At 73.0% G+C, this 23,558-nt stretch carries 27 protein-coding genes; 10 read left to right on the top strand and 17 right to left on the bottom strand.

Annotated elements, in window-relative coordinates:
• Positions 1–15: 15 nt before the first annotated feature.
• From pstA to pstS, 3 genes are all read right to left on the bottom strand, one after another.
• A complete protein-coding gene (pstA, locus tag ACFVFQ_RS12115) occupies positions 16–1,095 on the bottom strand; it encodes a phosphate ABC transporter permease PstA (RefSeq protein WP_383412999.1) in 1,080 nt (359 codons plus the stop codon).
• Entirely contained in the window at positions 1,092–2,078 is a 987-nt protein-coding gene (gene pstC, locus ACFVFQ_RS12110; protein WP_383412992.1) for a phosphate ABC transporter permease subunit PstC, read from the bottom strand. The genes pstA and pstC overlap by 4 nt, the downstream gene beginning before the upstream one ends.
• 96 nt (positions 2,079–2,174) lie before the next feature.
• Positions 2,175–3,305 (bottom strand): phosphate ABC transporter substrate-binding protein PstS, encoded by a 1,131-nt coding sequence (gene pstS, locus ACFVFQ_RS12105; RefSeq protein WP_383412988.1) that lies wholly within the window; start codon positions 3,303–3,305, stop codon positions 2,175–2,177.
• Positions 3,306–3,788: 483 nt separating this feature from the next.
• On the opposite strand from pstS, the gene ACFVFQ_RS12100 reads away from it, so the two are divergent.
• Both ACFVFQ_RS12100 and ACFVFQ_RS12095 read left to right on the top strand, forming a co-directional pair.
• The gene (locus ACFVFQ_RS12100) at positions 3,789–4,820 is read left to right on the top strand and encodes an NlpC/P60 family protein (protein WP_383412985.1); all 1,032 of its coding nucleotides are present in this window, start codon (positions 3,789–3,791) and stop codon (positions 4,818–4,820) included.
• 530 nt (positions 4,821–5,350) lie between these two features.
• Positions 5,351–6,910, top strand: a complete 1,560-nt coding sequence (locus ACFVFQ_RS12095; protein ID WP_383412983.1) for a SpoIIE family protein phosphatase — start codon at positions 5,351–5,353, stop codon at positions 6,908–6,910.
• Positions 6,911–6,958: 48 nt separating this feature from the next.
• On the opposite strand, the gene ACFVFQ_RS12090 is transcribed toward ACFVFQ_RS12095, so the two are convergent.
• The 3 genes from ACFVFQ_RS12090 to ACFVFQ_RS12080 form a co-directional block, all read right to left on the bottom strand.
• Positions 6,959–7,300: a DUF2516 family protein gene (locus tag ACFVFQ_RS12090; RefSeq protein ID WP_383412980.1), complete on the bottom strand. Its 342-nt coding sequence runs from the start codon at positions 7,298–7,300 to the stop codon at positions 6,959–6,961.
• Between the two features lie 147 nt (positions 7,301–7,447).
• Positions 7,448–8,083: a hypothetical protein gene (locus tag ACFVFQ_RS12085; protein ID WP_383412977.1), complete on the bottom strand. Its 636-nt coding sequence runs from the start codon at positions 8,081–8,083 to the stop codon at positions 7,448–7,450.
• Positions 8,084–8,115: 32 nt separating this feature from the next.
• Entirely contained in the window at positions 8,116–8,568 is a 453-nt protein-coding gene (locus ACFVFQ_RS12080; RefSeq protein ID WP_383412974.1) for a helix-turn-helix domain-containing protein, read from the bottom strand.
• Between the two features lie 292 nt (positions 8,569–8,860).
• Here ACFVFQ_RS12080 and ACFVFQ_RS12075 point away from each other — a divergent pair, with 292 nt between their 5' ends.
• From ACFVFQ_RS12075 to ACFVFQ_RS12065, 3 genes are all read left to right on the top strand, one after another.
• Entirely contained in the window at positions 8,861–9,817 is a 957-nt protein-coding gene (locus tag ACFVFQ_RS12075; RefSeq protein WP_383412971.1) for an SDR family NAD(P)-dependent oxidoreductase, read from the top strand.
• A 109-nt stretch (positions 9,818–9,926) separates the two neighbouring features.
• The gene (locus ACFVFQ_RS12070) at positions 9,927–10,265 is read left to right on the top strand and encodes a hypothetical protein (RefSeq protein WP_383412968.1); all 339 of its coding nucleotides are present in this window, start codon (positions 9,927–9,929) and stop codon (positions 10,263–10,265) included.
• 7 nt (positions 10,266–10,272) lie between these two features.
• The gene (locus ACFVFQ_RS12065; RefSeq protein WP_383412966.1) at positions 10,273–11,457 is read left to right on the top strand and encodes a glutathionylspermidine synthase family protein; all 1,185 of its coding nucleotides are present in this window, start codon (positions 10,273–10,275) and stop codon (positions 11,455–11,457) included.
• Positions 11,458–11,530: 73 nt separating this feature from the next.
• Here the strand turns inward: ACFVFQ_RS12065 and ACFVFQ_RS12060 are convergent, their stop codons facing one another.
• Together ACFVFQ_RS12060 and ACFVFQ_RS12055 are read right to left on the bottom strand one after the other, a co-directional pair.
• Positions 11,531–12,406, bottom strand: a complete 876-nt coding sequence (locus tag ACFVFQ_RS12060) for a maleylpyruvate isomerase N-terminal domain-containing protein (RefSeq protein ID WP_383412963.1) — start codon at positions 12,404–12,406, stop codon at positions 11,531–11,533.
• Between the two features lie 47 nt (positions 12,407–12,453).
• The gene (locus ACFVFQ_RS12055) at positions 12,454–13,326 is read right to left on the bottom strand and encodes a putative protein N(5)-glutamine methyltransferase (RefSeq protein WP_383412960.1); all 873 of its coding nucleotides are present in this window, start codon (positions 13,324–13,326) and stop codon (positions 12,454–12,456) included.
• 364 nt (positions 13,327–13,690) lie between these two features.
• On the opposite strand from ACFVFQ_RS12055, the gene ACFVFQ_RS12050 reads away from it, so the two are divergent.
• The 3 genes from ACFVFQ_RS12050 (at position 13,691) to ACFVFQ_RS12040 (ending at position 15,825) form a co-directional block, all read left to right on the top strand.
• On the top strand, positions 13,691–14,110 hold the full coding sequence (locus ACFVFQ_RS12050; RefSeq protein ID WP_383412957.1) for a hypothetical protein: 420 nt from the start codon (positions 13,691–13,693) through the stop codon (positions 14,108–14,110).
• A 59-nt stretch (positions 14,111–14,169) separates the two neighbouring features.
• A complete protein-coding gene (locus tag ACFVFQ_RS12045) occupies positions 14,170–14,523 on the top strand; it encodes a winged helix-turn-helix domain-containing protein (RefSeq protein WP_383413119.1) in 354 nt (117 codons plus the stop codon).
• A 315-nt stretch (positions 14,524–14,838) separates the two neighbouring features.
• A complete protein-coding gene (locus tag ACFVFQ_RS12040) occupies positions 14,839–15,825 on the top strand; it encodes an aldo/keto reductase (protein ID WP_383412954.1) in 987 nt (328 codons plus the stop codon).
• Positions 15,826–15,878: 53 nt separating this feature from the next.
• On the opposite strand, the gene ACFVFQ_RS12035 is transcribed toward ACFVFQ_RS12040, so the two are convergent.
• Entirely contained in the window at positions 15,879–16,253 is a 375-nt protein-coding gene (locus ACFVFQ_RS12035; RefSeq protein WP_383412951.1) for a VOC family protein, read from the bottom strand.
• Positions 16,253–16,858 (bottom strand): TetR/AcrR family transcriptional regulator, encoded by a 606-nt coding sequence (locus ACFVFQ_RS12030; RefSeq protein WP_383412948.1) that lies wholly within the window; start codon positions 16,856–16,858, stop codon positions 16,253–16,255. The genes ACFVFQ_RS12035 and ACFVFQ_RS12030 overlap by 1 nt, the downstream gene beginning before the upstream one ends.
• A gap of 294 nt (positions 16,859–17,152) precedes the next feature.
• Between ACFVFQ_RS12030 and ACFVFQ_RS12025 the strand changes: the two genes are divergently transcribed.
• Positions 17,153–17,584, top strand: a complete 432-nt coding sequence (locus ACFVFQ_RS12025) for a VOC family protein (RefSeq protein ID WP_383412945.1) — start codon at positions 17,153–17,155, stop codon at positions 17,582–17,584.
• A gap of 55 nt (positions 17,585–17,639) precedes the next feature.
• Here ACFVFQ_RS12025 and ACFVFQ_RS12020 read toward each other — a convergent pair whose 3' ends face one another.
• The 5 genes from ACFVFQ_RS12020 to ACFVFQ_RS12000 all read right to left on the bottom strand — a co-directional run bounded on the left by ACFVFQ_RS12020 (position 17,640) and on the right by ACFVFQ_RS12000 (position 21,225).
• Positions 17,640–17,999, bottom strand: a complete 360-nt coding sequence (locus ACFVFQ_RS12020; RefSeq protein ID WP_383412942.1) for a winged helix-turn-helix transcriptional regulator — start codon at positions 17,997–17,999, stop codon at positions 17,640–17,642.
• Positions 18,000–18,071: 72 nt separating this feature from the next.
• Positions 18,072–18,641 carry an NADPH-dependent FMN reductase gene (locus tag ACFVFQ_RS12015; protein WP_383412939.1) on the bottom strand — a complete coding sequence of 190 codons (570 nt, stop codon included), beginning with the start codon at positions 18,639–18,641 and terminating at the stop codon, positions 18,072–18,074.
• Positions 18,642–18,771: 130 nt separating this feature from the next.
• Entirely contained in the window at positions 18,772–19,203 is a 432-nt protein-coding gene (locus ACFVFQ_RS12010; RefSeq protein WP_383412936.1) for an ankyrin repeat domain-containing protein, read from the bottom strand.
• A 185-nt stretch (positions 19,204–19,388) separates the two neighbouring features.
• Positions 19,389–20,372: an asparaginase gene (locus tag ACFVFQ_RS12005; protein ID WP_383413116.1), complete on the bottom strand. Its 984-nt coding sequence runs from the start codon at positions 20,370–20,372 to the stop codon at positions 19,389–19,391.
• A gap of 88 nt (positions 20,373–20,460) precedes the next feature.
• Positions 20,461–21,225: an ABC transporter substrate-binding protein gene (locus tag ACFVFQ_RS12000; RefSeq protein WP_383412933.1), complete on the bottom strand. Its 765-nt coding sequence runs from the start codon at positions 21,223–21,225 to the stop codon at positions 20,461–20,463.
• 174 nt (positions 21,226–21,399) lie between these two features.
• Between ACFVFQ_RS12000 and dtd the strand changes: the two genes are divergently transcribed.
• Positions 21,400–21,825, top strand: a complete 426-nt coding sequence (gene dtd / locus ACFVFQ_RS11995; protein WP_383412930.1) for a D-aminoacyl-tRNA deacylase — start codon at positions 21,400–21,402, stop codon at positions 21,823–21,825.
• A 246-nt stretch (positions 21,826–22,071) separates the two neighbouring features.
• On the opposite strand, the gene ACFVFQ_RS11990 is transcribed toward dtd, so the two are convergent.
• Entirely contained in the window at positions 22,072–23,052 is a 981-nt protein-coding gene (locus ACFVFQ_RS11990; protein ID WP_383412927.1) for a YgfZ/GcvT domain-containing protein, read from the bottom strand.
• 30 nt (positions 23,053–23,082) lie between these two features.
• Positions 23,083–23,538 carry a Fur family transcriptional regulator gene (locus ACFVFQ_RS11985; RefSeq protein WP_383412923.1) on the bottom strand — a complete coding sequence of 152 codons (456 nt, stop codon included), beginning with the start codon at positions 23,536–23,538 and terminating at the stop codon, positions 23,083–23,085.
• Positions 23,539–23,558: the final 20 nt, after the last annotated feature.

The raw sequence follows: 23,558 nt of genomic DNA, 5'->3' as shown, positions 1-23,558 counted from the left end.
GTGGTGGGCGGCCGGTCAGCGGCCGGCTTTCGGGGCCTTCCAGCGGGCGATCCCGCGGGCCACCAGGTTCAGGACCATGACGAGGGCGATCAGCACGAGTGCCGCGGCCCAGGCCCGGTCGTAGGAGGCGTCGGAGCCCTGCTGCCACTGCTGGAAGACGTAGAGCGGCAGGGACTGCTGGGCGCCCTCGAAGGGGTTGTTGTTGATCGTCTTGGCGCCCCAGACCAGCAGCAGCACCGGGGCGGTCTCGCCGGTGATGCGGGCGATGGCGAGCATCACGCCGGTGGTGATGCCGCCGATCGACGTCGGCAGGACGACCTTGAGGATGGTGCGCCACTTCGGGACGCCGAGGGCGAGCGAGGCCTCGCGCAGCTCGTTCGGGACCAGCTTGAGCATCTCCTCGGTGGAGCGGACCACCACCGGCATCATCAGGATCGCCAGCGCCATCGAGCCGGCGAAGCCGGACGGGCCGAAGCCGAGGATCAGGATCCACACGGAGAGGACGAACAGGCCCGCGACGATGGAGGGGATGCCGGTCATCACGTCGACGAAGAAGGTGACGACCTTGGCGAGCGTGCCGCGGCCGTACTCGACGAGGTAGATCGCGGTCAACAGCCCGAGCGGGGCGGCGATCAGCGTCGCCAGGCCGACCTGTTCCAGGGTGCCGATGATCGCGTGGTAGACGCCGCCGCCGGGCATCGCGTCGGGCAGCGTGCCCATCGAGTGGGACAGGAAGTACCCGTCGAGGACCTTGGTGCCGCGGTCGACGGTCTCCCACAGCAGCGAGGCCAGCGGCACCACCGCGAGCAGGAAGGCGGTCCACACCACGCTGGTGGCCAGCCGGTCCTTGGCCTGGCGGCCGCCCTCGACGGCCGCGGTCAGCACGTAGGTGACGACGAGGAAGAGCAGCGCGGCGATCAGGCCCCACTGGACCGTCGAGTCCAGGCCGGCGGCCAGGCCGGTGCCGCAGCCGACGGCGACGGAGGCCAGGGCGAGGACCGGCAGCGTCCAACGGGGGAGCCGGGACTGGGTAAGGGCGAGCGGGGTGCGCGGCTCGGCGACCTTGCGGTGGCGGTGGCTGGTGGCGACGGTCATGAGGAGGCCCCCGAGTACTCCTTGCGGCGGGCGATGATCAGCCGGGCGGCGCCGTTGACGAGCAGGGTGATCACGAAGAGGACGAGGCCGGAGGCGATCAGGGCGTCCTGGCCGAAGGTGTCGGCCTCGCTGAACTTGCTGGCGATGTTCTGGGCGAAGGTGCCGCCGCCCGGGTCCAGCAGGCTTTTGCTGATCAGGAAGCTCGGGGAGAGGACCGTGGCGACCGCCATCGTCTCGCCCAGCGCGCGGCCCAGGCCCAGCATGGAGGCGCTGATGACGCCGGAGCGGCCGAAGGGGAGCACCGACATCCGGATCACCTCCCAGCGGGTGGCGCCGAGGGCCAGTGCGGCCTCCTCGTGCATCCGCGGGACCTGGAGGAAGACCTCCCGGCTGACGCTGGTCACGATCGGCAGGATCATGATCGCCAGCAGGATGCCGACGGTGAACAGCGAGCGGGCGGCCCCGTTGCTGTAGCTGAAGATCCCGGTCCAGCCGAGGTAGTCGTTCAGCCAGCTGTAGAGGCCGCCCAGGTGCGGGACGAGGAAGAGGGCGCCCCACAGGCCGTAGACGATGCTGGGGACGGCGGCGAGCAGGTCGATGACGTAGCCCAGCGGCGAGGCCAGCTTGCGGGGCGCGTAGTGCGAGATGAACAGCGCGATGCCGACCGCGATCGGGACCGCGATGAGCATCGCGAGCACCGAGCTGACGGCCGTGCCGAAGGCGAGGACCGCGATGCCGAACTTGGGCTCGGTGCCGGTGGCGTTCCAGTCCAGGGTGGTGAAGAAGTTGGCCTTGTCGCCGGATATGGCGATCACCGAGCGGTAGGTGAGGAAGGCCGCGATGGCGGCCATGATCACCAGCAGGGCTATGCCGGAACCCCGGGAGAGCCCGAGGAAGATGCGGTCACCGGGGCGGACCGCCTTGCCGGAGACCGATGCGGCGGCCGGTGGCGGGGTGTCGGATAGAGGAGGGGAGTAGTCCATGGGTTTCTCCGGTCTGCGGAGCCCGGGGGGCTCCGGCGCGGCGGTGCACCGGACGGGCGGCGGCCGGGGCGCGGGGCCCGACCACCGCCCGGTGGGTCAGGAGAGCGTGGCGACGGTCTTGCTGACCTTGTCGGCGATCTCGGTCGGGAGCGGGGCGTAGCCGAGGGCCTTGAGGGCGTCCTGGCCGTCCTTGCTGGAGATGTAGGTGAGGAAGGACTTGGTGGCCGGCAGGGTGTCGGCCTTGTTGCCCTTGTCGCAGACGATCTCGTTGGTCACCAGGGTGATCGGGTAGGCGCCCTCGGCCTTGGTGGTGTAGTCCAACTTGAGCGCCAGGTCGTTGCCCTGGCCGGCCGGCTTGGCCGCGGCGATCGCCTTGGAGGCGTTGTCGACGGTGGCCTCGACCGGGGCCTTGGCGCCGGTGTTGATCTTGACCGTGGGGATCTTGCCGGCGGTGGCGTAGGACAGCTCGAAGTAGGAGATCGCGCCGCTGGTCTGCTTGACCTGCGAGGAGACGCCGGCCGAACCGGACGCCGCCTGGCCGCCGCTGCCCTCCCACTTCTTGCCCGGCTCGTGCTTCCAGGCGCCGCCGGAGGCGCCCTTGAGGTACTTGGTGAAGTTGTCGGTGGTGCCGGAGTCGTCGGAGCGGTGGAACGCCTGGATCTTCAGGTCCGGCAGCTTGGCGCCCGGGTTGAGCTTCTTGATCGCCGGGTCGTTCCAGTTGGAGATCTGCGAGTCGAAGATCTTCGCCAGGGTGGGCGCGTCCAGGACGAGGTTGTCGACGCCGGGGACGTTGTAGCCGACCGCGATCGGGCCGCCGACCATCGGCAGGTCGATCGCCTGGCCGCCCTTGCAGACGGACTTCGACTTGGTGATCTCCTCGGGCTTCAACGGGGAGTCGGAGCCGGCGAACGCGGTCTGGCCCTGGAGGAAGGTGGTGATGCCGGCGCCGGAGCCGGTGGGCTGGTAGTTGATCTCGGTGCCCTGGCAGGCGCCGGCGTAGTTCTGCACCCAGACGTCCATGGCGTTCTTCTGTGCCGAGGAGCCGGAGGCGAGCAGCTTGCCCTTGCCCTCGCACTTGATGTTGGCCGCCTTGGCGGAGCTGCCGCTACCGCCGCTCCCACCGCTGGTGTTGTCGGAGCCGCACGCGGAAAGGGCCAGGGCACCGGAGACGGCGAGAGCGCCAACGGCGAGGGCGCGAACCCGGTTTTTGCGCTGAAGCTGCTTCACTGTCGAGAGTTCCTTCCTGGTGCGCGCCGTTTCCTCGGCGTGCGGGTGGTGGCGTGGTGGGCGGTGCCGTCGCCTGCCGGCGCACCGCGCACTCGGTACGGCCGAAATTAGGCAGATCAGGTGAAGCGGCCGATGGAGCGGAGTGAACGCACGGTGAACCTCGGCCGTCGGCTGCGTGCGGCGCGGGCCGGCGTGAGGGCCGGCTCCGGGACGCCCGCCCGGTCGTGAAGTGCCGCCCCAAAGCGCCGCGTTCGGGGCGCGGGCGCCCGTCTTCCGACGAAACGGCCCGTCGCTCTGTCGGTTTACCGGTCGGCATGGCAGCATCCGCGCCGAAGCGCGCACACGAATCGGTGCGGATGGAGCCGGAGGTGACCGGTGGGGAGCCAGGGGGCACAAAGGGGCGTTCGGGACGTGGTGGGGGAGCGGGACGCACGGGGGCTACGTGGCCCACGGGGCGGCCGGTTGGCGGTCTGTACCGCGGTCGTGCTCTGTGCGACGGGGCTGCTCGGCGGGACGGCGACGGCGGCGCAGCACAGGCCCGCCCCGACACCGCCGCCCGACGGCGGGGCGCGCCCTCTCGACGAGGTGCGCAAGGAGATCGAGGGGCTCTACCGCACGGCGGAGCGGGCCACCGACGCGTACAACGCCGCCGAGGAGCAGGTCCAGCTCCAGCAGAAGAAGATCGTCGAGCTGGCCCGCACCATCGTCGCCGCGCAGGGCCGGCTGGCCACCCTCAAGCGGCAGGCCGGGGCGCTGGCCAGCGCGCAGTACCGGGCGGGCGGCATTCCCCCCGAGGCGAAGCTGGTGCTCAACACCGATCCCGAGGCGTTTCTGGCCAATGCCGACCTGGTCCGCAAGGGGCAGCAGGCGATCAAGGGCGTGATCGGCCAACTCACGCACCTCAAGAGTGACTTGGACGGCTACGCCCAGGACGCCAGCCACCGCTGGGAGCAACTGGAGGCCGATCGCCGGAAGAAGGACGCCGCCCGGAAGCAGATCAACGACAAGATCGACGCGGCGAAAGCGCTGGAATCCCGGCTGGCCGCCAAGGAAAAGGACCGGCTGCGGAAACTGGAGGACGACCAGGCGCTGCTGACCCAGCAGAAATGGCTCGACTCCGGCGCGCTCCGGGATATCCGCGGAAAAGCCTCCGAGCAGGGCAAGAAGGCGATTTCCTACGCCACTTCGCAGATCGGCAAGGAATACGTCTGGGGCGCGGTGGGCCCCAACACCTTCGACTGCTCCGGGCTCACCCTGCGGGCCTGGCAGGCCGCCGGCCGGACCATTCCGCGCACCTCGCAGGAGCAATGGCGACAACTGCCCCGGGTGCCGCTCAAGGAGATGCGCCCGGGCGACCTCATCATCTATTTCTCGGACGCCAGTCACGTCGGGATGTACCTCGGCGACGGCGCGATCGTGCACGCCCCGCGCCCCGGCCGGCAGGTGACCATCACCGGCGCCGGCTCGATGCCGATCCTGGGGGTGGTCCGGCCGGACGGTGAGCGGGCCGGCTGACCGGGCGGGCCGGGCGGCACGGAATGATTCCGGACATTCTCCGGCCGCCCCTGGTCGCCCGCTTACCGTCGATTGCCCCCTTTTCTGTGCGCGTTCGACGGTGCGTTCCACACCGCGTTCCGTGTGGCGTCCGTTACGCGTTCCGCCCCGCGTTACCCGTCGTACGGGCGGAATCGACGGCGTTACCGGAAGTCAACGGGCGACCGGATGGGGCAATTTCTCCGGGATCGGTCGCGGTGGCGCGGGGCTGGCTTTCCGTAGCGAAGCGGTAGCGGATTGCGCTCGGGTGGGGTGATGTTCGTCATTCCGCGTGCCGGGCTCCCCAGGTGAAGTGCCATATCGGCGTTGGCATATGACGAAGGCCGCGTGCCAAAGGGCATTCCGCGCCCGGTGCTCCGGACGCTATGGTCGCCATTCGATGCCCGGTAGCGCCCTGCTCAGCTGACCGACGAGCGGGGTCGAGCCGGGCACGGTGGTGCGCCGGACGGTGCGCTACCGCACCCCTCGGGGGGAGGGAAGGAAGCAGACCCATGCCCGTACCCGTACCGCGCCCGCGGACGGCCGTGCTGCCGCACCAGGCAGGACCGGTGAACGCAGGCTGCGCGGAGACCCGCGCGGCCGCCGCCGGCGTGCCCGCGCACGGGGGCTGCTCCGGGGCTTCCCCCGCTCCGCAGGACGCGCCCCACGGGCCCGTCGGTTCCGCCCCGTTGCCCCGGGACCTCCCGGAGGCCGGGCTGCCGCGGCCCGCCGCGGACCCTCGCCTTCCGGCCGGCCGGAAGGCTGCCCACCAGGTGAACGGCCATGCGCCCACCACCGGGGCCGAGACCGTGTCCTCCGCCACACCGCCCGACCCCGAGGTCGAGCCCGTCGCCGCCATGGAGCCGGCGCCCGAGCCGCCCGCCCACGGGCTGACGCTGCTCCTCATCGGCGAGGACCCGAACAACCACGTCCCGGAGATGTGGGACTGGGCCGGCCGCAAGGTCCGGCTGCGCACCGCCCGCAACCTCACCGAGGCCGAGCGGCTGCTCACCGACGACGTGGACTGCATCCTGCTCGACCTCACCCCGGCCGAACCGGCCGGCCGCGAGGAGCGCGACGGGACCCGCGCCGGCGGCTCCGGCGACGAACTCGCCGCCGTCCGCGCCGTCTTGCGCATGGCCCCCGCGCAGGCCGTCCTCGTCCTGACCTGCGAGACGGACGCCGAGCGGGCCGCCGACGCGGTGCGGGTGGGCGCCCAGGACTACCTCTTCCGCGACGAGTTGGACGGCAAGGTGCTCAGCCGCGCGGTCCGCTACGCCGTGGAGCGCAAGCGCGCCGACCTCGCCCAGCGCCAGCTCACCGAGTCCCGGCTGCGCGCCCAGGAGAACGCCCGCCTGGAGCGCGGCCTGCTGCCCACCCCGCTGCTCGACGGCTCGGAACTGCGCTTCGCCGCCTGCTACCGGCCCGGCCGCAGCCGCGCCCTGCTCGGCGGCGACTTCTACGACACCGTCCGCACCCCGGACGGCACCGTGCACGCGATGATCGGCGACGTCTGCGGCCACGGCCCCGACGAGGCCGCGCTCGGCGTCGAACTGCGCATCGCCTGGCGGGCGTTGACCTTCGCCGGGCTCTACGGCGACGAGCTGCTGGCCACGCTCCAGAAGGTGCTGGAGAACGAGCGCCCCGACGACGAGATCTTCGCGACGCTGTGCACCGTCGACATCTCCGAGGACGGCCACCGGGCCGGGGTCTGCCTGGCCGGCCACCCCGCGCCCCTGCTGGCCCGCGCCGGGCAGCAGCCGGAGCTGCTGCCGTACGAGTTCGGCGGCCCGGCGCTCGGGCTGCTGCCGCAGGCCCGCTGGCCGCGCCGCCAGGTCGAGTTGGGCGCCGCCTGGAGCCTGCTGATGTACACGGACGGCCTGATCGAGGGCCGGATCGGCGAGGGCACCCGGCGCCTGGGCCAGGAGGGCATGACCGCACTCGTCACCCGCCAGATGGCCAGCGGTCTCCAGGGCGAGGAGCTGCTGGAGGCATCGGTGCGCGAGGTGCGCGCGCTCAACGGCGGGGAGCTCACCGACGACGTGGCGGTGCTGTTGCTGGACCGGCGGTAGCCGGCGGGTCTCCCCGGTCTCCCAGGGTGCCGTCGGGCCCGCCCGGGCTCAGCGGCCGCCGTTGTACGGCCCGTACGGCCCGTCCGAGCTGGAGCCCTTGCGGAAGCCTCGGCCGCCGCCGCCCACCGCGCGCAGCGCCGGGCGGACGTCGACGGTGTAGACGATCACCGCGATCACGCCGATGATCGGCAGGAACGACAGCAGCGGCAGCAGGAACAGCAGCGCCGTGGCGATCCCGAGGAAGACCAGCCACATCGCCTTGTTGTTCTTGTCCGCCGCGCGGTAGGCGGCCTCGCGGCGGGTGGCCGCATCGACGAGCATCACGGCGGCATACACGCCGAGAGCGAGCTGAACCCAGCTCAGTACGCTCTGAAACCCGTAAATCAGCACGCCGTCCACCACCCGTTAGCCGTTCACCCAGGAAACTCGGTCTGTCATCTCGGTCCGTGCGGCCCTTTCCGCCCCACCGTACCCGGACAACGGGCCGGGCACGTGAACAGTGCCCGGCCCGCCGATGGATCACCGCTCACCGGTGGCTCACTTCGCCGACGGCGGGGTGCTCTTCTTCGCCGGGCCCGCGGCGGGCTTGCGCGGCGCGGCCGGCTTCTTCGCCGTGGCGGTCTTGGGCTCGGTGGAGGCGGTGGCCTTCGTCTGGGCGGGGGCCCCGTTGGCCGGAACGGTCTTGGCGCGGCCGCTGCCCGCGCCCTCGCCCGCGCTCTCCTTGGCCGGCTGCGGCTCGATCGCCACCGCCAGCTCCTCGACTTGCTCGGCGGCGCCGCCGCGCCAGTTCTGCACCGCGCCGCGGCCGCGCTCGGCCAGCTCGTCGTAGGTCTCGCGGGCCTGCACGGCGACCTCGGCGGCCCGGCCGACACCGCGCAGCGCCAGCTCCTGCGCCTGGTCGCGGACCTTCTTCACATCCCCGTCCAGCGACCCCAGCAGCTGGGTCAGCCACTCCTGGGCCTCCTTGGCCTGCTTAGTGACTACGGCCTGGATGTCCTTGGGGTCGGTGCTGCGGACGGCGTCGAAGCGCTTGGGCGCCTCGGCCTTGATCTTCTCGACCAGCTGCGGCACCTCGCCCAGCTTCTCGGCGGCCAGGTCGGCGGTACCGGCCAGGGCGTACAGCGGGGTCGCGTCGGTCAGGGCCTTGCGGACGTCATCGGTGGTGATGGCCATGACGTGGTTCCTCCTGGAAACGATGGGGTTGCTCAGGTGGCGTGCGGGCCGCCGTCGGCCTCTGTCTCATGGGGGCGGCCCCCGTCCTCGGACCCGTCGCCGGCCCGGTGCGGACCGCCGTCGGCCGCGGCACCGCCGAGCCCGTTCTCCTTGCGGAAGGACTCGTAGATCTGCAGCAGGACCTGCTTCTGCCGCTCGTTCAGCGACGGGTCGGTGAGTATCGCGGTCTGCACCCCGGCGCCGTCCGGGGCCCGCCGCTCGTCCAGGATTCCGGCCTGGACGTACAGCGTCTCGGCGGATATCCGCAGCGCCTTGGCCAACTGCTGGAGGATCTCCGCGCTCGGCTTGCGCAGCCCGCGCTCGATCTGGCTGAGGTACGGGTTGGACACCCCCGCGGCATCCGCGAGCTGCCGCAGGCTGAGCTGCGCGGTGCGCCGCTGCTCCCGCAGGAACTCGCCGAGATTGCCGACATTGAGTGATGCCATGACTCGATACTGCACGGTAGCGCTAACTCTTGCAAGCAAGTGCTAGCAAGAGTGACGCGGTCTTGGCGGGGGCGTCCTCTTCGATCGAGGCCCGCGTGGCGCCCTCGTGCGCGGCGGCCGTGACGTGGTGGGCGGGTGCTGTCGGTGGGGCGTCGGCGGTCCGTCGGTGGGGTGTTGGCGGTCACTGCGATCGTGGGCGGGGACCGGGGGCGGGGCGGCAGGGCGTGCGTCATGGCCGGCCCGTCGTCCCGGCGTTCTGCTCGTCGTGCCTCGTGCCATAAGGGAGCCCCGCATGTCGTCTGTGCCGTCCGTGCCCTCCGTCCCGCGCTGGGACGTCCACCGGTTGCCGTCCGCCGACGGCAGCACCTTCCTGGTCACCGGCGGCAACGCGGGCATCGGGTACTTCGTCGCCGAGCAGCTCGCCGCGACCGGGGCCGAGGTCATCCTGGGGAGCCGGAACCCGGCGCGGGCCGAGGACGCCCTGGGGGTGCTGCGTGCCCGGGTCCCCGGTGCGCGGGTGCGGGCCGTCCGGATGGACCTCGCCGACCTCGCCTCCCTCCGGGGCGCGGTGGAGTCCCTGGAGGTGACGCGCCTCGACGCGGTGGTCCACAACGCCGGCGTCGCGCTCGACGGGCCGGCGCGCCAAGAGACCGGCGACGGCCATGAGTTGATGTTCGGCACCAACCACCTCGGGCACTTCGCGCTGACCCGGTGGCTGCTGCCGCTGCTGTCGACCGCGCCGGCGGGCCGCGTGGTGACCATGGGGAGCTTCGCGGCCAAGACCGAGCAACTGGACCTGGACGACCTGGAGTCCCGGCGCGACTACCGGGCCAAGCGCACCTACGGACGGTCCAAACTGGCGCAGATGCACTTCGGGTTCGAACTGGACCGTCGGCTGCGGGCCGCCGGCAGCCCGGTGGCGAGCGTGGTGGTCCATCCGGGCGGCGCCCTCGACTCCCGCACCCCCGGCCGCCCTCCGGTGCACGTCCGGACCGTCGGCGCCTGGCTGGGCGGGCTGCCCGCGGCCGCCGTCCTCCAGGGCAAGGACGCCGGGGCGTGGCCGGCGGTGCGCGCGGTGCTCGATCCGGGCGTGCGCGGCGGGCAGTTGTGGGGACCTCGGGTCCTCGGCCTGCGCGGCCGGCCGCGCAGCGAGCCGCGGTGGCGCAATCTGGTCGACACCGAGGTCGCCGCCCAACTCTGGGCGTCCAGTTGCGCGTTGACCGGGGTCGAACCGGTTGTCGCGCCGTGAGCGGGCCGGGCGGCCGGCGCCGCCGCCCGGCCGCCCTACGGGAGCGGAGGGCGGCCACCTAGGGTGGACGGGCACGATCGTTCGACAGCGACAGACGGGGGTGGCCATCATGGCGCACAAGGCGGACTCGAACCCGATACGGCGGCGGCTGCGCTCCGGCACCGTCATCCTCGGCGGCATGGGGACGCTCGCCGCCGCCCTCACCTCCTGCGCCTCGGAGCCGGACAAGCGCTGCGTGGACCCGAACAGTTATGACGCGGCCCAGGGTTACCGCGTGGTCAGCCCGGCGCGGTGCAAGGGGAGCGCGGCGCCCGGCAGTACCACGAGCGGCCGCTGGTACTACGGCTCCGGCAGCTCCGGCCGCTATGTCAAGGGCGGCTCGTTCGACAAGAGCACCGCCGTCACCCGCGGTGGCTTCGGCTCCCGGTCCGGCTCCTCCGGCGGCTGACCGCGTGATGCGCCGCCACACCATCGAGCCCCGCCCCGACTGGCAGGCCACCGTCGAGGCCCAGGGGTTGATCTACCCGCTCACCCGTTACCCGGACGACTCGCTGCGCCCCTACTGGGACGAGAGCGCCTACTACTCCTTCACGGCCGACGAGGTCGAGGGGCTGGAGGAGGTCGTCGCGGAGCTGCACGGCATGTGCCTGGCCGCCGCCGAGCACCTCGTCGCCCACGACCGGCTCGCCGACCTCGGCATCACCGACCCCCGGGTGGCCGCCCGGGTCGCCGAGGCATGGCGCCGCCGCGCCGAACTCCCCTCCCTCTACGGCCGTTTCGACCTGCGCTACGACGGCCGTGGCCCGGCCAAGCTGCTGGAGTACAACGCCGACACCCCCACCTCCCTGGTGGAGGCCGCCAGCCCGCAGTGGTTCTGGATGGAGGACCGGTTCCCGGCCGCCGACCAGTGGAACTCGCTGCACGAGCGGCTGGTCGCCGCCTGGCAGCGGCAGGCCGCGCTGCTGCCTCCCGGCGCCCCGCTGCACTTCGCGCACTCGGCCGACGACGAGCTCGGCGAGGACCTGATGACCGTCGCCTACCTGCGCGAGACGGCCGAACAGGCGGGCCTTGAGACCGAGGCCATCGCCATGGAGGAGATCGGCTGGGACCCGCTCTCCGGCCGCTTCGTCGACCAGCGGCTGCGCTTCGTCCGGGCCTGCTTCAAGCTCTACCCCTGGGAGTGGCTGACCACCGACGCCTTCGGCCCGCACGTCCTGGACACCCTCGACAACGGCGGCGCCACCGGCACCACCCTGTGGATCGAGCCCGCCTGGAAGATGCTGCTCTCCAACAAGGCGCTGCTGGCCGTCCTTTGGGAGCTCTTCCCCGACCACCCCAACCTGCTGCCCGCCTACCTGGACGGCCCCCGCGACCTGCCCGCCGGCCCCGGTTACGTCGCCAAGCCCCTGCTGGGCAGGGAGGGCGAGGGCGTCACCGTCCACCCACCGGGAGCCGACCCGGTCCGGCCCGAAGGGCCCTGCTGCTACCAGGCGTTGGCCCCGCTGCCCGACTTCGACGGCAACCGGGTGGTGCTCGGCGCCTGGGTGGTCGACGGCGAGCCGGCCGGGCTCGGCATCCGAGAGTCGGCCGGCCTGGTCACCGACGGCTACGCCCGCTTCCTGCCGCACGTCATCCGGTGAGAGAGCCCGGGCGGGCGCGGCGACCGACACCGCCCCCGGAGGGGCGCCGGGCTGCGTAATTACCCTTCTCCTCCTACTCCTTGAGCCAGAAGCTGACGGCGTCCAGCCAGGCGTCGAGGAGGTCGAGGTCGCCGGTGATCTCGACCGGGCCGGTGTGTGCGCCGACCGGACCGGGGATCGGGCCGCGGGTGGGGAGGCGGCCGTAGACGAGCAGCAGGAGGTCGCTCAGGGCGCCGCGGACGGTGGTGGTGGCCTGCGTGGCGAGGGTGCCGGCGGGCGGGCGGTGCCAGGTGAGCGCGTCGGCCTCCAGGCCGATCAGCCAGTCCGCCGCGGCCTCGGGGGTGGCGTCGGTGGCCTGGAACCTCAGGCTGTGGCCGGCGCCCATGAACGCGCATATCCGCGGCCTGGGTTCGAGCACCACCGGCAGTGAGCCGAAGGACATCCACTCGTCCAGGGCGTCGAGGGCGACGTCCTCGACGACGGCGAACGGGCGGTTGGCCGGGGCCGGGCCGGCGGGGGACCGGGCGGTGGCGAAGGCGGCGTCCGCGCGGTGCACCACCGTCTCGTGGGTCATCCGGCGGGCCCAGAAGGCCGGCGTGCCGCCCGGGGCCACCGTCCAGACCGCGGTGTCGGGCCCGGTGGTGCGCAGGACGTCGGCCAACTGCTCGGCGCCCTCGGTGAGCCAGGCGCCGAGCGCGGCCGCGTCCACATCGGCATAGCCGGTGACGTCGTTGACCAGGTCGTCGGGGACCGGGTCGGTGGCCCTGGTCCGGACGATGGTGTCGACCCAGCGGTGCGCACCGCCGAGGTGGCGCACCAACTGGGCGAGCGTCCAGCCGGGGCAGGTGGGCACCGGCGCCGAGAGGTCGGCGTCGGACAGACGGGTGCTCAACAGGGCGGTCTGGGCGACGATTTCGGCACAGTGGCGGTCATAGCTCATCGAAGCCATGTGCCCACCGTACGGCGACCCACTGACAACGGCGAGGGAGTTACCCGCTACGGAGCCGTGGCGCTCCCGGGGCCGGCCGGGCGGGTGCCGATGACGACGGTGGCGAAGAGCTCGTCGGAGGTGGCCACTTGGGGGAGCAGCCCGCTCTGCCGGAAGGTCCGCACCGCCCGGGCCGCCTGGCGTTCGCCGGTCTCCACCAGGAGGTGGCCGCCCGGCGCCAGCCATCGGGGCGCGGCCGCGGTCACCCGCCGCAGCACGTCGAGCCCGTCCGCGCCGCCGTCGAGCGCCACCAGCGGCTCGTACTCGCGGGCCTCCGGCGGCAGCAGCCCGACCTCCTCGGTGGGCACGTAGGGGATGTTGGCCGTCAAGACGTCGATCCGCCCCTGGAGTTGGGCGGGGAGCGGGGCGAACAGGTCGCCCTCGTAGACCAGGCCGCCGCCGGCGGCGGCCACGTTGCGGCGGGCGCAGCGCACCGCGGCCGGTTCGATGTCGGCGGCGTGCAGTTCGACCTCGCCCAGCGCGGCGGCCAGGGCGGCCCCCACGGCGCCGGAGCCGCAGCACAGATCGACCGCCACGGGGCGCCGGCCGGTCCGCCCGGCGGCCCGGCGCCCGAGGGCGACGGCCTGGTCCAGCAGGAACTCGGTGCGCCGGCGCGGCACGAAGACCCCCGGGCCCACCGCGATCCGCAGACCGCCGAACTCGGCCCAGCCGAGGACGTGTTCCAGGGGGTGGCCGGACACCCGCCGCTCCACCATGGCGGCGAGGTCGGCCGGGGTGCGGGCGGTGTTGATCAGCAGCGCGGCCTCGTCCTCGGCGAAGACGCAACCGGCGGCGCGGAGACGGGAGATGACCACCGGGGCCTGCGGTGCGGCGGTGGTCCGGGGTGACGGGTGGGACTGGTGGGGCTGGTGGGACGGCATGGCGGTGAGCCTTTCGGGATGCCGTGCGGCGCGTCCCGAGTCACGGATGTCGGGCGGTCACCTGGAGCCGGTGGACGCACGGACGCGAGACGGGAGCACCTGCCTGGACTGGCGGGGAATCGGTCTCACCTCCTTGGTGCGGCACGGGCGGGCACGCTCCGGCGCGACGGTGCGCGCCGGTGGCGGGGCCACAGTACCCGACCTGGTGAGCGTCCCGGCGCGCTCGTCGAGGGTCCCGGGCGGAGTCCGCCCGCCCCTGCCCGCGCATCAAGTGCCGGAAAGTACTTGCCAGTTTGGAAAGTTCTTGTCAGCATGGTGAGTGTCGAAAGCATGAGCGACGACATGAGTGATGAGGGGGAGTGTCATGGGGGATTACGCGTCCAACGACGCCGCGGCCGCGCTGGCCCGCGCGGCGCAGTTGGGATCCACGGTCCGCAAGGGCACGCGGTGGTACGTGCGGTATCAGTTCGTCTTCGGTGGTGTGACCGGCCTGGCGGTGTTCGCGATCGGTGTGCTGAAGGCCCCGTACGGAGTGGCGGTCGGCACCGGACTTCTGGTGGCTGTGGTGTCCTGGCTCTCGGTCTATGCGGCGCGACAGCCCGTCTCCCGCCGAGGGTTCGGCATCCGGCACGGCATCATGATCGGCACCTGGGGGCTGTTGTACGCCGCAGTGCTGGCGCTCGGCATCATCTTCTTCCCGGGCGTGGCCGCCTGGTGGGTGCCGGGCGCGGTGGTGGTCGCCCTGCCCGGGCTGATAGGCGGCTATCTGGAGGCCCGCCGGTGACGGAGCAGCGCGAGACCACCCGCGAGACCACTCTCGGGACGACCGGCGAGGCGAGCGCGGTGCGCGCGGCGCCGGAGGACCCCAAGTCCCCCGGCGGCGCCGCCCCGCGCGCCGGCAGCCATCCGCGTCACGGGCTGGACGAGGTCATCCACGCCCCCGTCCGCTTCTCCATCGTGGCGACCCTGGCGGCCGCCGAGAAGGCCGAGTTCGCGTTCGTGCGCGATACCGTCGAGGTCAGCGACTCGGTCCTCTCGCGGCAGGTCGCCACGCTGGAGAAGGCCGGCTATGTCGCGGTCACCAAGGGGTACATCGGCAAGCGCCCGCGCACCTGGCTCGCCCTCACCTCGGACGGCCGGGCGGCCTTCGCCGCGCACTGCCGGGCCCTGCGCGCCATAGCGCGCGACGCCACCTGACGGCCTCTGGCGACCTCCGACGACCTTTGGCGGCATCTGACGACACCTGCCGGCGCCGGGCGGGCGGGCGCGGATGCCCACCGCCCGCGAAGTGCCACCGCGCGAAGCCCGGTTGACGGCGAAGCCCCGGTTGACGGCGAAGTCCGGTTGCCTTCGCAGACCGGTTGCCTTCGAAGATCTGTCGCCTTCGCGGATCGGTTGACTTGGAGCGCACTCCAACTCCTACCGTCTGAGGCGGGTTGCGGGACCACGGTCCCCGGGCCGGCCGCGGCCGCCCCGCCCGTTCCGTTCGTGTACGTCCCAGGAGGTAGCAGCATGACCGAGATTCCCACCCGCCACCTCGGCGGCCTCGCGGTGTCCGCGCAGGGCCTCGGCTGCATGGGGATGAGCCACGGCTACGGCGCCTCGGACGACAACCAGTCGATCGCCACCCTCCACCGCGCGCTCGACCTCGGCGTCTCCCTGCTGGACACCTCCGACTTCTACGGCGCCGGCCACAACGAGGAGTTGATCGGCAAGGCGATCGCCGGCCGGCGCGACGAGGTGGTGCTGGCCACCAAGTTCGGCTTCGCCAACCGGCTCGGCGAGCCCACCCAGATCCGCGGCGACGCCGCCTACGTCCGCCAGGCGTGCGACGCCTCGCTGCGCCGCCTCGGCGTCGACCACATCGACCTCTACTACCAGCACCGCGTCGACCCCGACGTCCCCATCGAGGAGACCGTCGGCGCGATGGCGGAGCTGGTCGCGGCGGGCAAGGTGCGCCACCTCGGCCTGTCCGAGGCGGGCGCGGAGACCATCCGGCGGGCCCACGCGGTCCACCCGATCGCCGCGCTGCAGAGCGAGTGGTCGCTGTGGACCCGCGACCTGGAGCCGGAGATCGCGCCGCTCTGCCGCGAACTGGGCATCGGCCTGGTCCCGTTCTCCCCGCTCGGCCGCGGCTTCCTGACGGGGCGTTACACCTCCGTCGAGGGCCTGCCGGAGTCCGATCTGCGCCGCACCCAGCCCCGCTTCGCCGACGGCAACCTCGAACGGAACCTCGCGATCGTGGCCAAGTTGGAGGAGCTCGCCGCCGAAAAGGGCGTCACCACCGGCCAGTTGGCGCTGGCCTGGGTGCAGCACCGCGGCGACGACGTCGTCCCGATTCCCGGCACCCGCCGCGAGAAGTACCTGGCGGAGAACCTCGCGGCGCTGGAGGTGACCCTCTCCACCGAGGAGCTCGCCGCCATCGACGCCACGGCCCCCGTGGGCCAGGTCGCCGGCACCCGCTACGACGCGGTGAACATGACCTACGTCAGCAAGTGACCCACGGGCACGGCCGGCCGGCGCCGCGGGCACCGGCCGGCCGCCGCCCCGGCTCACGCCGGCGACATCACCTCGTAGAGATTGCGGTCGGCGTCGACGAAGAACAGCCCACGGGGGCACAGCGGATGGTCGATGCTGCCGTTGTCCGGGTGGCCCGGGTCGTTGCCGTAGGGGACGCCGGCCGAGCGGAGGCGGGCGAGGATGCCGTCGAAGGTCTCCGGGTCGACGTCGAAGGCCAGGTGGTGGCCCTCGGGGTCCGGGACGGCCATGAAGTCCAGGGTGAGCGTCCCGTTCACCCGGACCGGGGCGAAGTGCCCGTTCCGGCCGGCCGGCGGCAGCTCGGCCAGGCCCATGACCGAGGCGAAGAAGCGGGCCGCCGCGCGGTGGTCGGTCGCCGGGACGATGGTGTGGTTGAGGGTGACGGGCATCAGGCGCTCCCCGGCTCGGTAAGGGTGCCGTGCAGCAGCACGGAGATCAGTTCTTCGGGGGCGAGCGGCGCATCGGCCGGGTCGGCCGGCGAGGGCAGCCGGCTGAAGAGCAGGCCCAGGAAGGCGGCGGCCACCCGCTCGGGGCTCAGCCGCAGCGCCTCCCGGTCCGGCTCGATCAGCTCCGCCACGGCCTCCCGCAGCGCGGCGAAGGACCGGGCCCGCCCGTCCTCCGGCGGCTCGCCGCCCGCCCGCGCCCGGCCCGGCCACCCGCCGTCGCCGCGGTGCCCGGTGGCATAGAGGCTCCGCAGCACGGTCCCCATGCGCTCCATGTGGGCGTAGAGGGCCTCGGCGGCCTCGGCGAGCCGCGCGTTCAGCGGTTCGTCGAGCGGGATCGAGGCCAGTTCGCGCAGTACGTGGTCGACGCCCGCGGCCTCGGCCAGGCAGGCGTCCAGCAGCGCGTCCTTGTCCTTGAACGCACGGAAGACGGTGCCCTCGCCGATCCCGGCGGCGCGGGCGATCTGGCTGGTGGTGACGGCCGTCCCGTGCTCGGCGACCAGCGGCAGCGCGGCCGCGACGATCATCGCCCGGCGCTGCTCGACGCTCATAGCGGGAGCGCGACGGCGAGAAGGCTTCTCCACTAAGGGAGTTGAAGGTTTCGTCATGCCGTTCACGTTACGGAGTGAGTGCTCACTCCGTCAATGCCCGGTGCGCAACCAGGCCCCGATCCGCGCACAACCAGGCCCCCGACCCGCGCGCAACGGACGCCCGCCCCTGCGCAACAGGCGCCCCCACCGCACCCTCCCTAGACTGCGAAGTGAGCGGGCCAGGCGCCCCGCCCGCCCCGGCGGCGGGCCGACCGCCCCGCGGCGACGACCGGTGAGACCCGAGGGCGGCGAGCCATGCGGTGGAAGCTGGAACTGGTGCCGATCCCGGTGCGCGACGTGGAGCGCGCCAAGCGGTTCTACAGCGAGCAGGTGGGGTTCACCGTCGATCACGACCTCCGCCTCGGCGACGGCGTGCGCATCGTCCAGCTCACCCCGCCCGGCTCACACTGCTCGATCGTGCTCGGCGCCGGCGACGGGGTGACCCGGGTGCGCCCCGGCTCGGTGCAGGGCGTGCAGTTGGTGGTGCCCGATGTGGTCGCGGCCCGCGGCGAGTTGCTGGCCCGCGGGGTGCCCGTCGGGCCCGTGCAGCACGTGGCGGACGGCGCGCTGGCTGACGGCCCCGGCGGGGCCTGGAACTCCTTCGTCTACTTCGACGACCCCGACGGCAACGGCTGGGCGATCCAGGAGGGCGCCGCGGAGTCCACCGCCCCGGGGGACGGGGCGTGACCCGGGGTCAGTACGGGCGGCCCGACGCTCCCCGGATCACCAGGCGTCCCCTGGATCACCCGGCATCCGGATGCCGCTGGTTCCAAGTGGCCTCCAGGTGGGCCATGTTGGCGCGCCCCCAGGCGCCCAGCGGGGCCAGCGCCTCGTTGAGCGACGCGCCCAGCCCGGTCAGTGCGTACTCGACCCTCGGCGGCACCTGGTCGAACACCCGCCGGTCGACGATGCCGTCGGCCTCCAACTCGCGGAGCTGCTGGGCCAGTACCTTCTCGCTGATTCCCGGCAGCTCGCGGCGCAGCTGACCGAACCGCCGGGGCCCCTGGGCGAGCGCCCACAGCAACAGCACCTTCCACTTGCCGCTGATGACGTCCACCGCGGCGTCCAGCCCGCACTCGTAGGGCCCCGTGCGCCCGCCCATGCCGTTCCCCTCGCGTTCCCCGCACCCGTTCGTGCGTCAAGTATCGACGATCACGAGCGGGTGCGGGGCGGCTCAGTTGCCGTACGGGCGGGCGGTGCGCGCCTCCCGCAGCGCCACGGCCCACCAGCCGAGTTGGCGCAGCAGGGCATCGGCGGCCTGGGCGGGCGGGACCGGGTCGTGCAGCTTCCCCTCGTCGTCGAAGGGGCCGGCGGTGAGCGCGAAGCTGACCGTCTCGCGGACCGTCGTGGCGTGCAACTCCGCGAAGACCAGCCGAAGTTGCTCGACCGCCCGCAGGCCGCCGGAGATCCCGCCGTACGAGACGAAGCCGACCGGCTTGGCCTGCCACTCGGAGCGCAGCAGGTCGATGGCGTGCTTGAGCGGGGCCGGGAACGAGTGGTTGTACTCCGGCGTGATCACGACGAACGCGTCCGCCTGCTCGACGCGCTTGGCGTAGGCGAGGAACTCCTCGCTGCCGGGCCGCAGTTCGTACGGGCGGACGGCGTCCAGGTCGATGACGTCGAGGAGGAGGTGCGGGTGCGAGGTGGCGACGTGCCGGGTGAACCACTCGGTGATGACCGGGGCGAACCGGCCCTCGCGGGTGCTGCCGACGAGGACGGCGAGGGTGAAGCGCTCTGCGGACATGAAAGGCCCTTCGTGACGGAGCGGGTGTGACGCCCCAGACGCTAGAACCTCGACCAAACTTGAGGTCAAGTGGCGGAGGGGCGGGGTGCGGCCCGCCCCCGGCACCGCCGGTCGTCAGCGCCCCCGCCCGTCACTGAGCGCCGAACAGCTTCAGCAGCTCCGTCTTCTGGAACATCCGGGCCGTCTCGATCGCCGACGGCGTGCCGGCCGCCGGGTCCGCGCCGTGCGCCAGCAGGACCTTGACGACCTCGTCCTCCCCCTTGAACACCGCGCCGGCGATGGGGGTTTGGCCCCGGTCGTTGGGGCGGTCGGCGTCGCCGCCGCGCTGCAACAGGGCCTCCACTGTCGTCGGGTGGCCGTGGTAGGCGGCCAGCATCACGAGGGAGTCGCCCTTGTCGTTCGTCAGGTTGGCGGGCACGCCCGCGTCGACGTAGGCGGCGACGGTGTCGGTGTCACCGTGGCGCGCCAGGTCGAACACCTTGGCCGCGAGCTGGAGCACCTCGGGGTCGTGCGCGTGCTCGACCCCCTCGGGGCCCTGCTGCGGGGAATGCGCGTCGCTCATGGTGGCCGGCCTCCTGCTGTGGTGGGTGGTGAGCGCGCATGTGTTGCGGCTCACCGCCACTCTAGATTTACCCGGCCCCGCGCGTGACGGATGCGGGGGCCCGGATTCCGCAGGAGTCACCGGGGCGTCCCCGCCGACGGGGCCCGGCGGAGGCCCACCCCGCCGGGAACCCCCTACGGGTCCGGTCAGAACGCCGCGCGGATCTCGCCCACCCGGCTGCCGCCGCCGTGCAGCGGCACGTCCTCGATGCGCGCGAGCACCGGGTCGTCCACGCCCAACTCGCGCAGGACCCGGGCCAGCACCGGCCCCAGCGTCCGGGTCGCCCCGTCGTCGATCTTGAAGGCCAGCGCCCGGCCGTCGGGCAGCGCCAGCGCCTGCACCGCCTCGGCGCCCATCTTGGACAGCGTGCCGGGCAGCGCCTGCATCAGCCAGGTGTCGGGCCGGCGGGTACCGGCGACGTACTCCGGGTGCGCCCGCATCGCGTCCGCCACCCGCCGCTCCGGCGTGCCCGGCTCGGCCAGCACGAAGTGGCGGTAGGCCCGCGCCAGCCCCGTCAGCGAGAGCGACATCAGCGGGGCGCCGCAGCCGTCGGTGCCGATGTGGGCGACGTCCTCGCCGCCCGCCGTGCGCACCACGTCGAGGATGAGCTGCTGGAGCGGGTGGTCCTGCTCCAGGTACGTCGCCAGCGGCCAGTCGTTGAGCGCGCAGGCGGCGAGCATCGCGGTGTGCTTGCCGGAGCAGTTCATGGTGAGCCGGTCGCGGACGTTGCCGGCGGCGAGGTAGTGCTCGGCCTCCTCCGGGTCCAGCGGCAGGTCCGGCGGCGTCTGGAGCTGCTCGGCGGTCAATCCGTGCTCGGCGAGCATGGTCCGGACCAGATCGAGGTGGAAGCCCTCGCCGGAGTGGCTGGCCGCGGCCAGCGCCAGCCGCTCACCGGTCAGCTCCAGGCCGGCCCGCAGGATCGCGGCGGCCTGCATCGGCTTGTTGGTGGAGCGGGGGAAGACCGGGGCGTCGACGTCGCCGAGCGCCCGCTCCACGCTCCCGTCGGCGGCCAGCACCACCAGCGAGCCCCGGTGCCGCCCCTCGACGAAACCGGACCGGACGACCTCGGCGAGCACCGGCGACGGCCCCGAGGGCGTCGCCGCCGCCGCGGACGGCGACTGCTCGGGTATCGGGGTGGGCGAGGAGGAGGACTTCGACGGGGTCACGGCCGGCCTTCCGGGGACGGGACCCGCGGCCCCGGAGGCGGCTTGTGGCCGATCAGGACAGCAGGTCGTCTACTTGCGCTTCGCCTTCACGGTACCTGCGGGCGATTTCCGCACTGCAATCGTCGGTGGTGCGCTGCAGGGACTGCCGGCGCTGCGAGATCCCCCGCTCGTGACGGATCAGCCGCCCCATCGCGTCCTGCAACTCCTCGTCCGTACGGGCCGTGAGGTCCGAGAGCTCCACCTCGCCGAGCATCTCGTCGGCGAGCCGGCGGCACTCCTCGCTGTGCGGGGTGCCCAGCGTCACGTGCCGGGCCGACGAGCGCTGGCGGGACGGCAGGTCGGTGAGGATCTCCGGCAGCCGGTCCAGCAGCGCCGAGTGGGCCCCGGTGCGGCGGGCGATCTCGGCGCGGAGAATGTCGATCCGCCCCTGGAGGAGACGGCGCAGATAGCTGAGGTCGGCCTCCTCCTGCTGGCAGTCACGGCGCACCACCCGCAGCTCGGGCAGGCTCAGCCCGGACACCTCACGGGAGCCGGCCGGGCAGAAGCGGTCGCGCTGCTGCGGGGGGCGGGCGGTGGGTGCTGCCTGGCCGGCCTGGAGCATGGGGTCGTCGTCCTTGGTACGGGCGGGCTCGGTGGGAGCCGGTGCCGGGGTGGTGGTGGTCAGCGCGTGCGGGGCCTCCGGGGCGGTGGGGGACTCCGGGGCGGGTCTCGTACGACCGGACGGTGGGGTGGGGAGCGCCGGCGGCGGGCTGCCTGCCGGTGCCGTCCGGGCGGCTGGCACGGGGCCGGGTGTCTGTCCGGCGCCGAGTGTCGTCATGAATCGTTCCGTCCCCTCGTACCGGTGCCGCATCCAGGGCATGTGTCCGTGAAACGCACCGCGTGCACGCATCGTGCCACTCTGCGCGGTCCGTGTGCAGGGGACACGGCACGCGAACGGCCCTTGTGGGGGTACCGGCTTCGGGCGGCGCGGCGGCCCGGCATCATGGCGGGTATGCGAGCTGTGGTGCAGAGGGTGAACGGCGCACGCGTCGACGTGGCGGGCGAGACGGTCGGGGAGATCGTCGGGGAAGGGCTGTGCGCGCTGGTGGGCGTCACCCACGACGACACTCCGGAGAAGGCCGCACAGCTCGCGCGGAAGCTGTGGTCGGTGCGGATCCTCCAGGACGAGAAGTCCTGTTCGGACAGTGCCGCACCGCTGCTGGTGATCAGCCAGTTCACTCTCTACGGTGACGCGCGCAAGGGCCGTCGTCCCACCTGGAGCGCCGCTGCGCCGGGCCCGGTCGCCGAACCGTTGGTCGACGAGGTGGTGGCCCAACTGCGCACGCTGGGCGCCAAGGTCGAGACCGGCCGCTTCGGCGCGGACATGAAGGTGTCGCTCACCAACGACGGACCGTTCACCGTCCTGCTGGAGGTCTGAGGCCCGGGGCCGGCGGGCCTTAGGGGCGAGGGGAACACTTCCCCTAGGGGTTGCGAGCGCCCCCTGCGGGGCCTCAACGCGCCGCGCCGGGGCGGGAATTCCCCGCGGGACCCGCGGATCCACGCACCCGGCGGGACTACCCCGCGCGGCGCGGTCGCACCCGCGCGGCGCGGTCGCACGCTCGCGGGTGTGGCACCGCACGGCGGGGCCCGACCAGCCGGCCCGGCCCCGCCGCACCGTGCTCCCTCACGGCTCGACGACGACCTCCTGGGCCGCCGCGGTGTCGCCCGCGATCAGCGGGGCGTCGGTGGGGACGTTGCGCTTGACCAGGGCCAGGGCGATCGGGCCGAGCTCGTGGTGGCGGGCCGAGGTGGTGATGAAGCCCAGCTGGCGGCCCTCCGGGCCGTCGGCGGCCAGGCGGACCGGCGTGCCGTGCGGGGGCAGGTGCACCTCGCTGCCGTCGAGGTGCAGGAAGACCAGGCGGCGCGGCGGCTTGCCGAGGTTCTGGACCCGGGCGACGGTCTCCTGGCCGCGGTAGCAGCCCTTCTGGAGGTGGACCGCGCCGCCGATCCAGCCGACCTCGTGCGGGATGGTGCGGTGGTCGGTCTCCAGCCCCAGCCGCGGGCGGTGCGCCTCGACGCGCAGCGCCTCCAGGGCCAGCACGCCGATCGCCGGCCCGTGCTCCGCCGCGAACGACTCCAACTCGGCGCGGGGGAGGAACAGATCGCGGCCGTGCGGGGTCTCCCGGACGACGGTGCCCTCGGGGGCCTCGGCGATGGAGCCGGCCGGGAGGTGGACGACGGCGAACGCGTCGGTGCGGTCGGCGACCTCGACCCGGTAGAAGAACTTCATGCTCTCCAGGTAGGCGATCAGCGCCTCCTGCTTGCCGGGCTCGGTGTGCAGCCACGTCGTCTCGCCGTCGTCGACGAGGTAGAGCGCGTGCTCGACGTGGCCGTGCGCGGAGAGGACCAGCGCCTCGGTGGCCTGGCCGGGCGGGAGTTCGCTGACGTGCTGGGTCAGCAGCAGGTGCAGCCAGCTCAGCCGCTCGGGGCCGCTGACGGTGACCACGCCGCGGTGCGAGAGGTCCACGAAGCCGGAGCCGTCGGCGAGCGCGCGTTGCTCCCGGAACAGGTCACCGTAGTGCGCGGCGACCCCTTCGTCGGGGGCCTCGGCGGGGACGGCGCCGGGCAGCGACAGCAGGGGGCTGGCGGATGAATGTCGCAGCATGGGCCCAGCCTACGACCAGTGGCCGCGGAGCTACCCGCTTCCCTCGGCGTCCCGGCCGCCCGGCCCGGTCCCCCGGGTGCAGGACGCACACCGGCCGAAGATCGCGAAGTGCTTCAGGTCGGTGTCGAAGCCGAACTGCTCGCGCAGGGTGGCGGTGAACGGCGCGGCCACCGACAGGTCCGCCTCGATCACGTCGGTGCAGTCCCGGCACACCAGGTGGATGTGGTGGTGGCGGTCGGCGAGGTGGTAGGTGGGCGCGCCGTGGCCGAGGTGGGCGTGGCTGACCAGCTCCAGCTCCTCCAGCAGCTCCAGCGTGCGGTAGACGGTGGAGATGTTGATGCCGCCGGCGGTCTTGCGCACCTCGGTGAGGATGTCGTCCGGGGTGGCGTGCTCCAGCCTGTCGACCGCTTCCAGCACCAGTTGCCGCTGCGGGGTCAGGCGGTAGCCGCGCCTGCGGAGGTCGCTCTGCCAGTCGGTGGTCACCACATGGCCAGTGTAGGAGGGCG

This window comes from Streptomyces sp. NPDC057743, assembly GCF_042798755.1.
Lineage (GTDB): Bacteria > Actinomycetota > Actinomycetes > Streptomycetales > Streptomycetaceae > Streptomyces.
The sequence above is the reverse complement of the archived record's forward strand: the minus strand, read 5'-3'. Positions and strand labels throughout refer to the sequence as shown.

Excerpts from the sequence above, each read along its gene's own strand:
- ACFVFQ_RS12020 (WP_383412942.1), bottom strand. The coding sequence starts at position 17,999 with ATGGGCGGGCGCACGGGGCCCTACGAGTGCGGGCTGGACGCCGCGGTG.
- ACFVFQ_RS12040 (WP_383412954.1), top strand. The coding sequence starts at position 14,839 with ATGACCGAGATTCCCACCCGCCACCTCGGCGGCCTCGCGGTGTCCGCG.
- ACFVFQ_RS12035 (WP_383412951.1), bottom strand. The coding sequence starts at position 16,253 with ATGCCCGTCACCCTCAACCACACCATCGTCCCGGCGACCGACCACCGC.
- ACFVFQ_RS12010 (WP_383412936.1), bottom strand. The coding sequence starts at position 19,203 with ATGAGCGACGCGCATTCCCCGCAGCAGGGCCCCGAGGGGGTCGAGCAC.
- ACFVFQ_RS12085 (WP_383412977.1), bottom strand. The coding sequence starts at position 8,083 with ATGGCCATCACCACCGATGACGTCCGCAAGGCCCTGACCGACGCGACC.
- ACFVFQ_RS12080 (WP_383412974.1), bottom strand. The coding sequence starts at position 8,568 with ATGGCATCACTCAATGTCGGCAATCTCGGCGAGTTCCTGCGGGAGCAG.
- ACFVFQ_RS11990 (WP_383412927.1), bottom strand. The coding sequence starts at position 23,052 with ATGCTGCGACATTCATCCGCCAGCCCCCTGCTGTCGCTGCCCGGCGCC.
- ACFVFQ_RS12000 (WP_383412933.1), bottom strand. The coding sequence starts at position 21,225 with ATGACGACACTCGGCGCCGGACAGACACCCGGCCCCGTGCCAGCCGCC.
- ACFVFQ_RS12065 (WP_383412966.1), top strand. The coding sequence starts at position 10,273 with ATGCGCCGCCACACCATCGAGCCCCGCCCCGACTGGCAGGCCACCGTC.
- ACFVFQ_RS12055 (WP_383412960.1), bottom strand. The coding sequence starts at position 13,326 with ATGCCGTCCCACCAGCCCCACCAGTCCCACCCGTCACCCCGGACCACC.
- ACFVFQ_RS12060 (WP_383412963.1), bottom strand. The coding sequence starts at position 12,406 with ATGGCTTCGATGAGCTATGACCGCCACTGTGCCGAAATCGTCGCCCAG.
- ACFVFQ_RS12015 (WP_383412939.1), bottom strand. The coding sequence starts at position 18,641 with ATGTCCGCAGAGCGCTTCACCCTCGCCGTCCTCGTCGGCAGCACCCGC.
- pstC (WP_383412992.1), bottom strand. The coding sequence starts at position 2,078 with ATGGACTACTCCCCTCCTCTATCCGACACCCCGCCACCGGCCGCCGCA.
- ACFVFQ_RS12070 (WP_383412968.1), top strand. The coding sequence starts at position 9,927 with ATGGCGCACAAGGCGGACTCGAACCCGATACGGCGGCGGCTGCGCTCC.
- ACFVFQ_RS12075 (WP_383412971.1), top strand. The coding sequence starts at position 8,861 with ATGTCGTCTGTGCCGTCCGTGCCCTCCGTCCCGCGCTGGGACGTCCAC.
- ACFVFQ_RS12095 (WP_383412983.1), top strand. The coding sequence starts at position 5,351 with ATGCCCGTACCCGTACCGCGCCCGCGGACGGCCGTGCTGCCGCACCAG.
- pstA (WP_383412999.1), bottom strand. The coding sequence starts at position 1,095 with ATGACCGTCGCCACCAGCCACCGCCACCGCAAGGTCGCCGAGCCGCGC.
- ACFVFQ_RS12030 (WP_383412948.1), bottom strand. The coding sequence starts at position 16,858 with ATGAGCGTCGAGCAGCGCCGGGCGATGATCGTCGCGGCCGCGCTGCCG.
- ACFVFQ_RS12050 (WP_383412957.1), top strand. The coding sequence starts at position 13,691 with ATGGGGGATTACGCGTCCAACGACGCCGCGGCCGCGCTGGCCCGCGCG.
- ACFVFQ_RS12025 (WP_383412945.1), top strand. The coding sequence starts at position 17,153 with ATGCGGTGGAAGCTGGAACTGGTGCCGATCCCGGTGCGCGACGTGGAG.
- dtd (WP_383412930.1), top strand. The coding sequence starts at position 21,400 with ATGCGAGCTGTGGTGCAGAGGGTGAACGGCGCACGCGTCGACGTGGCG.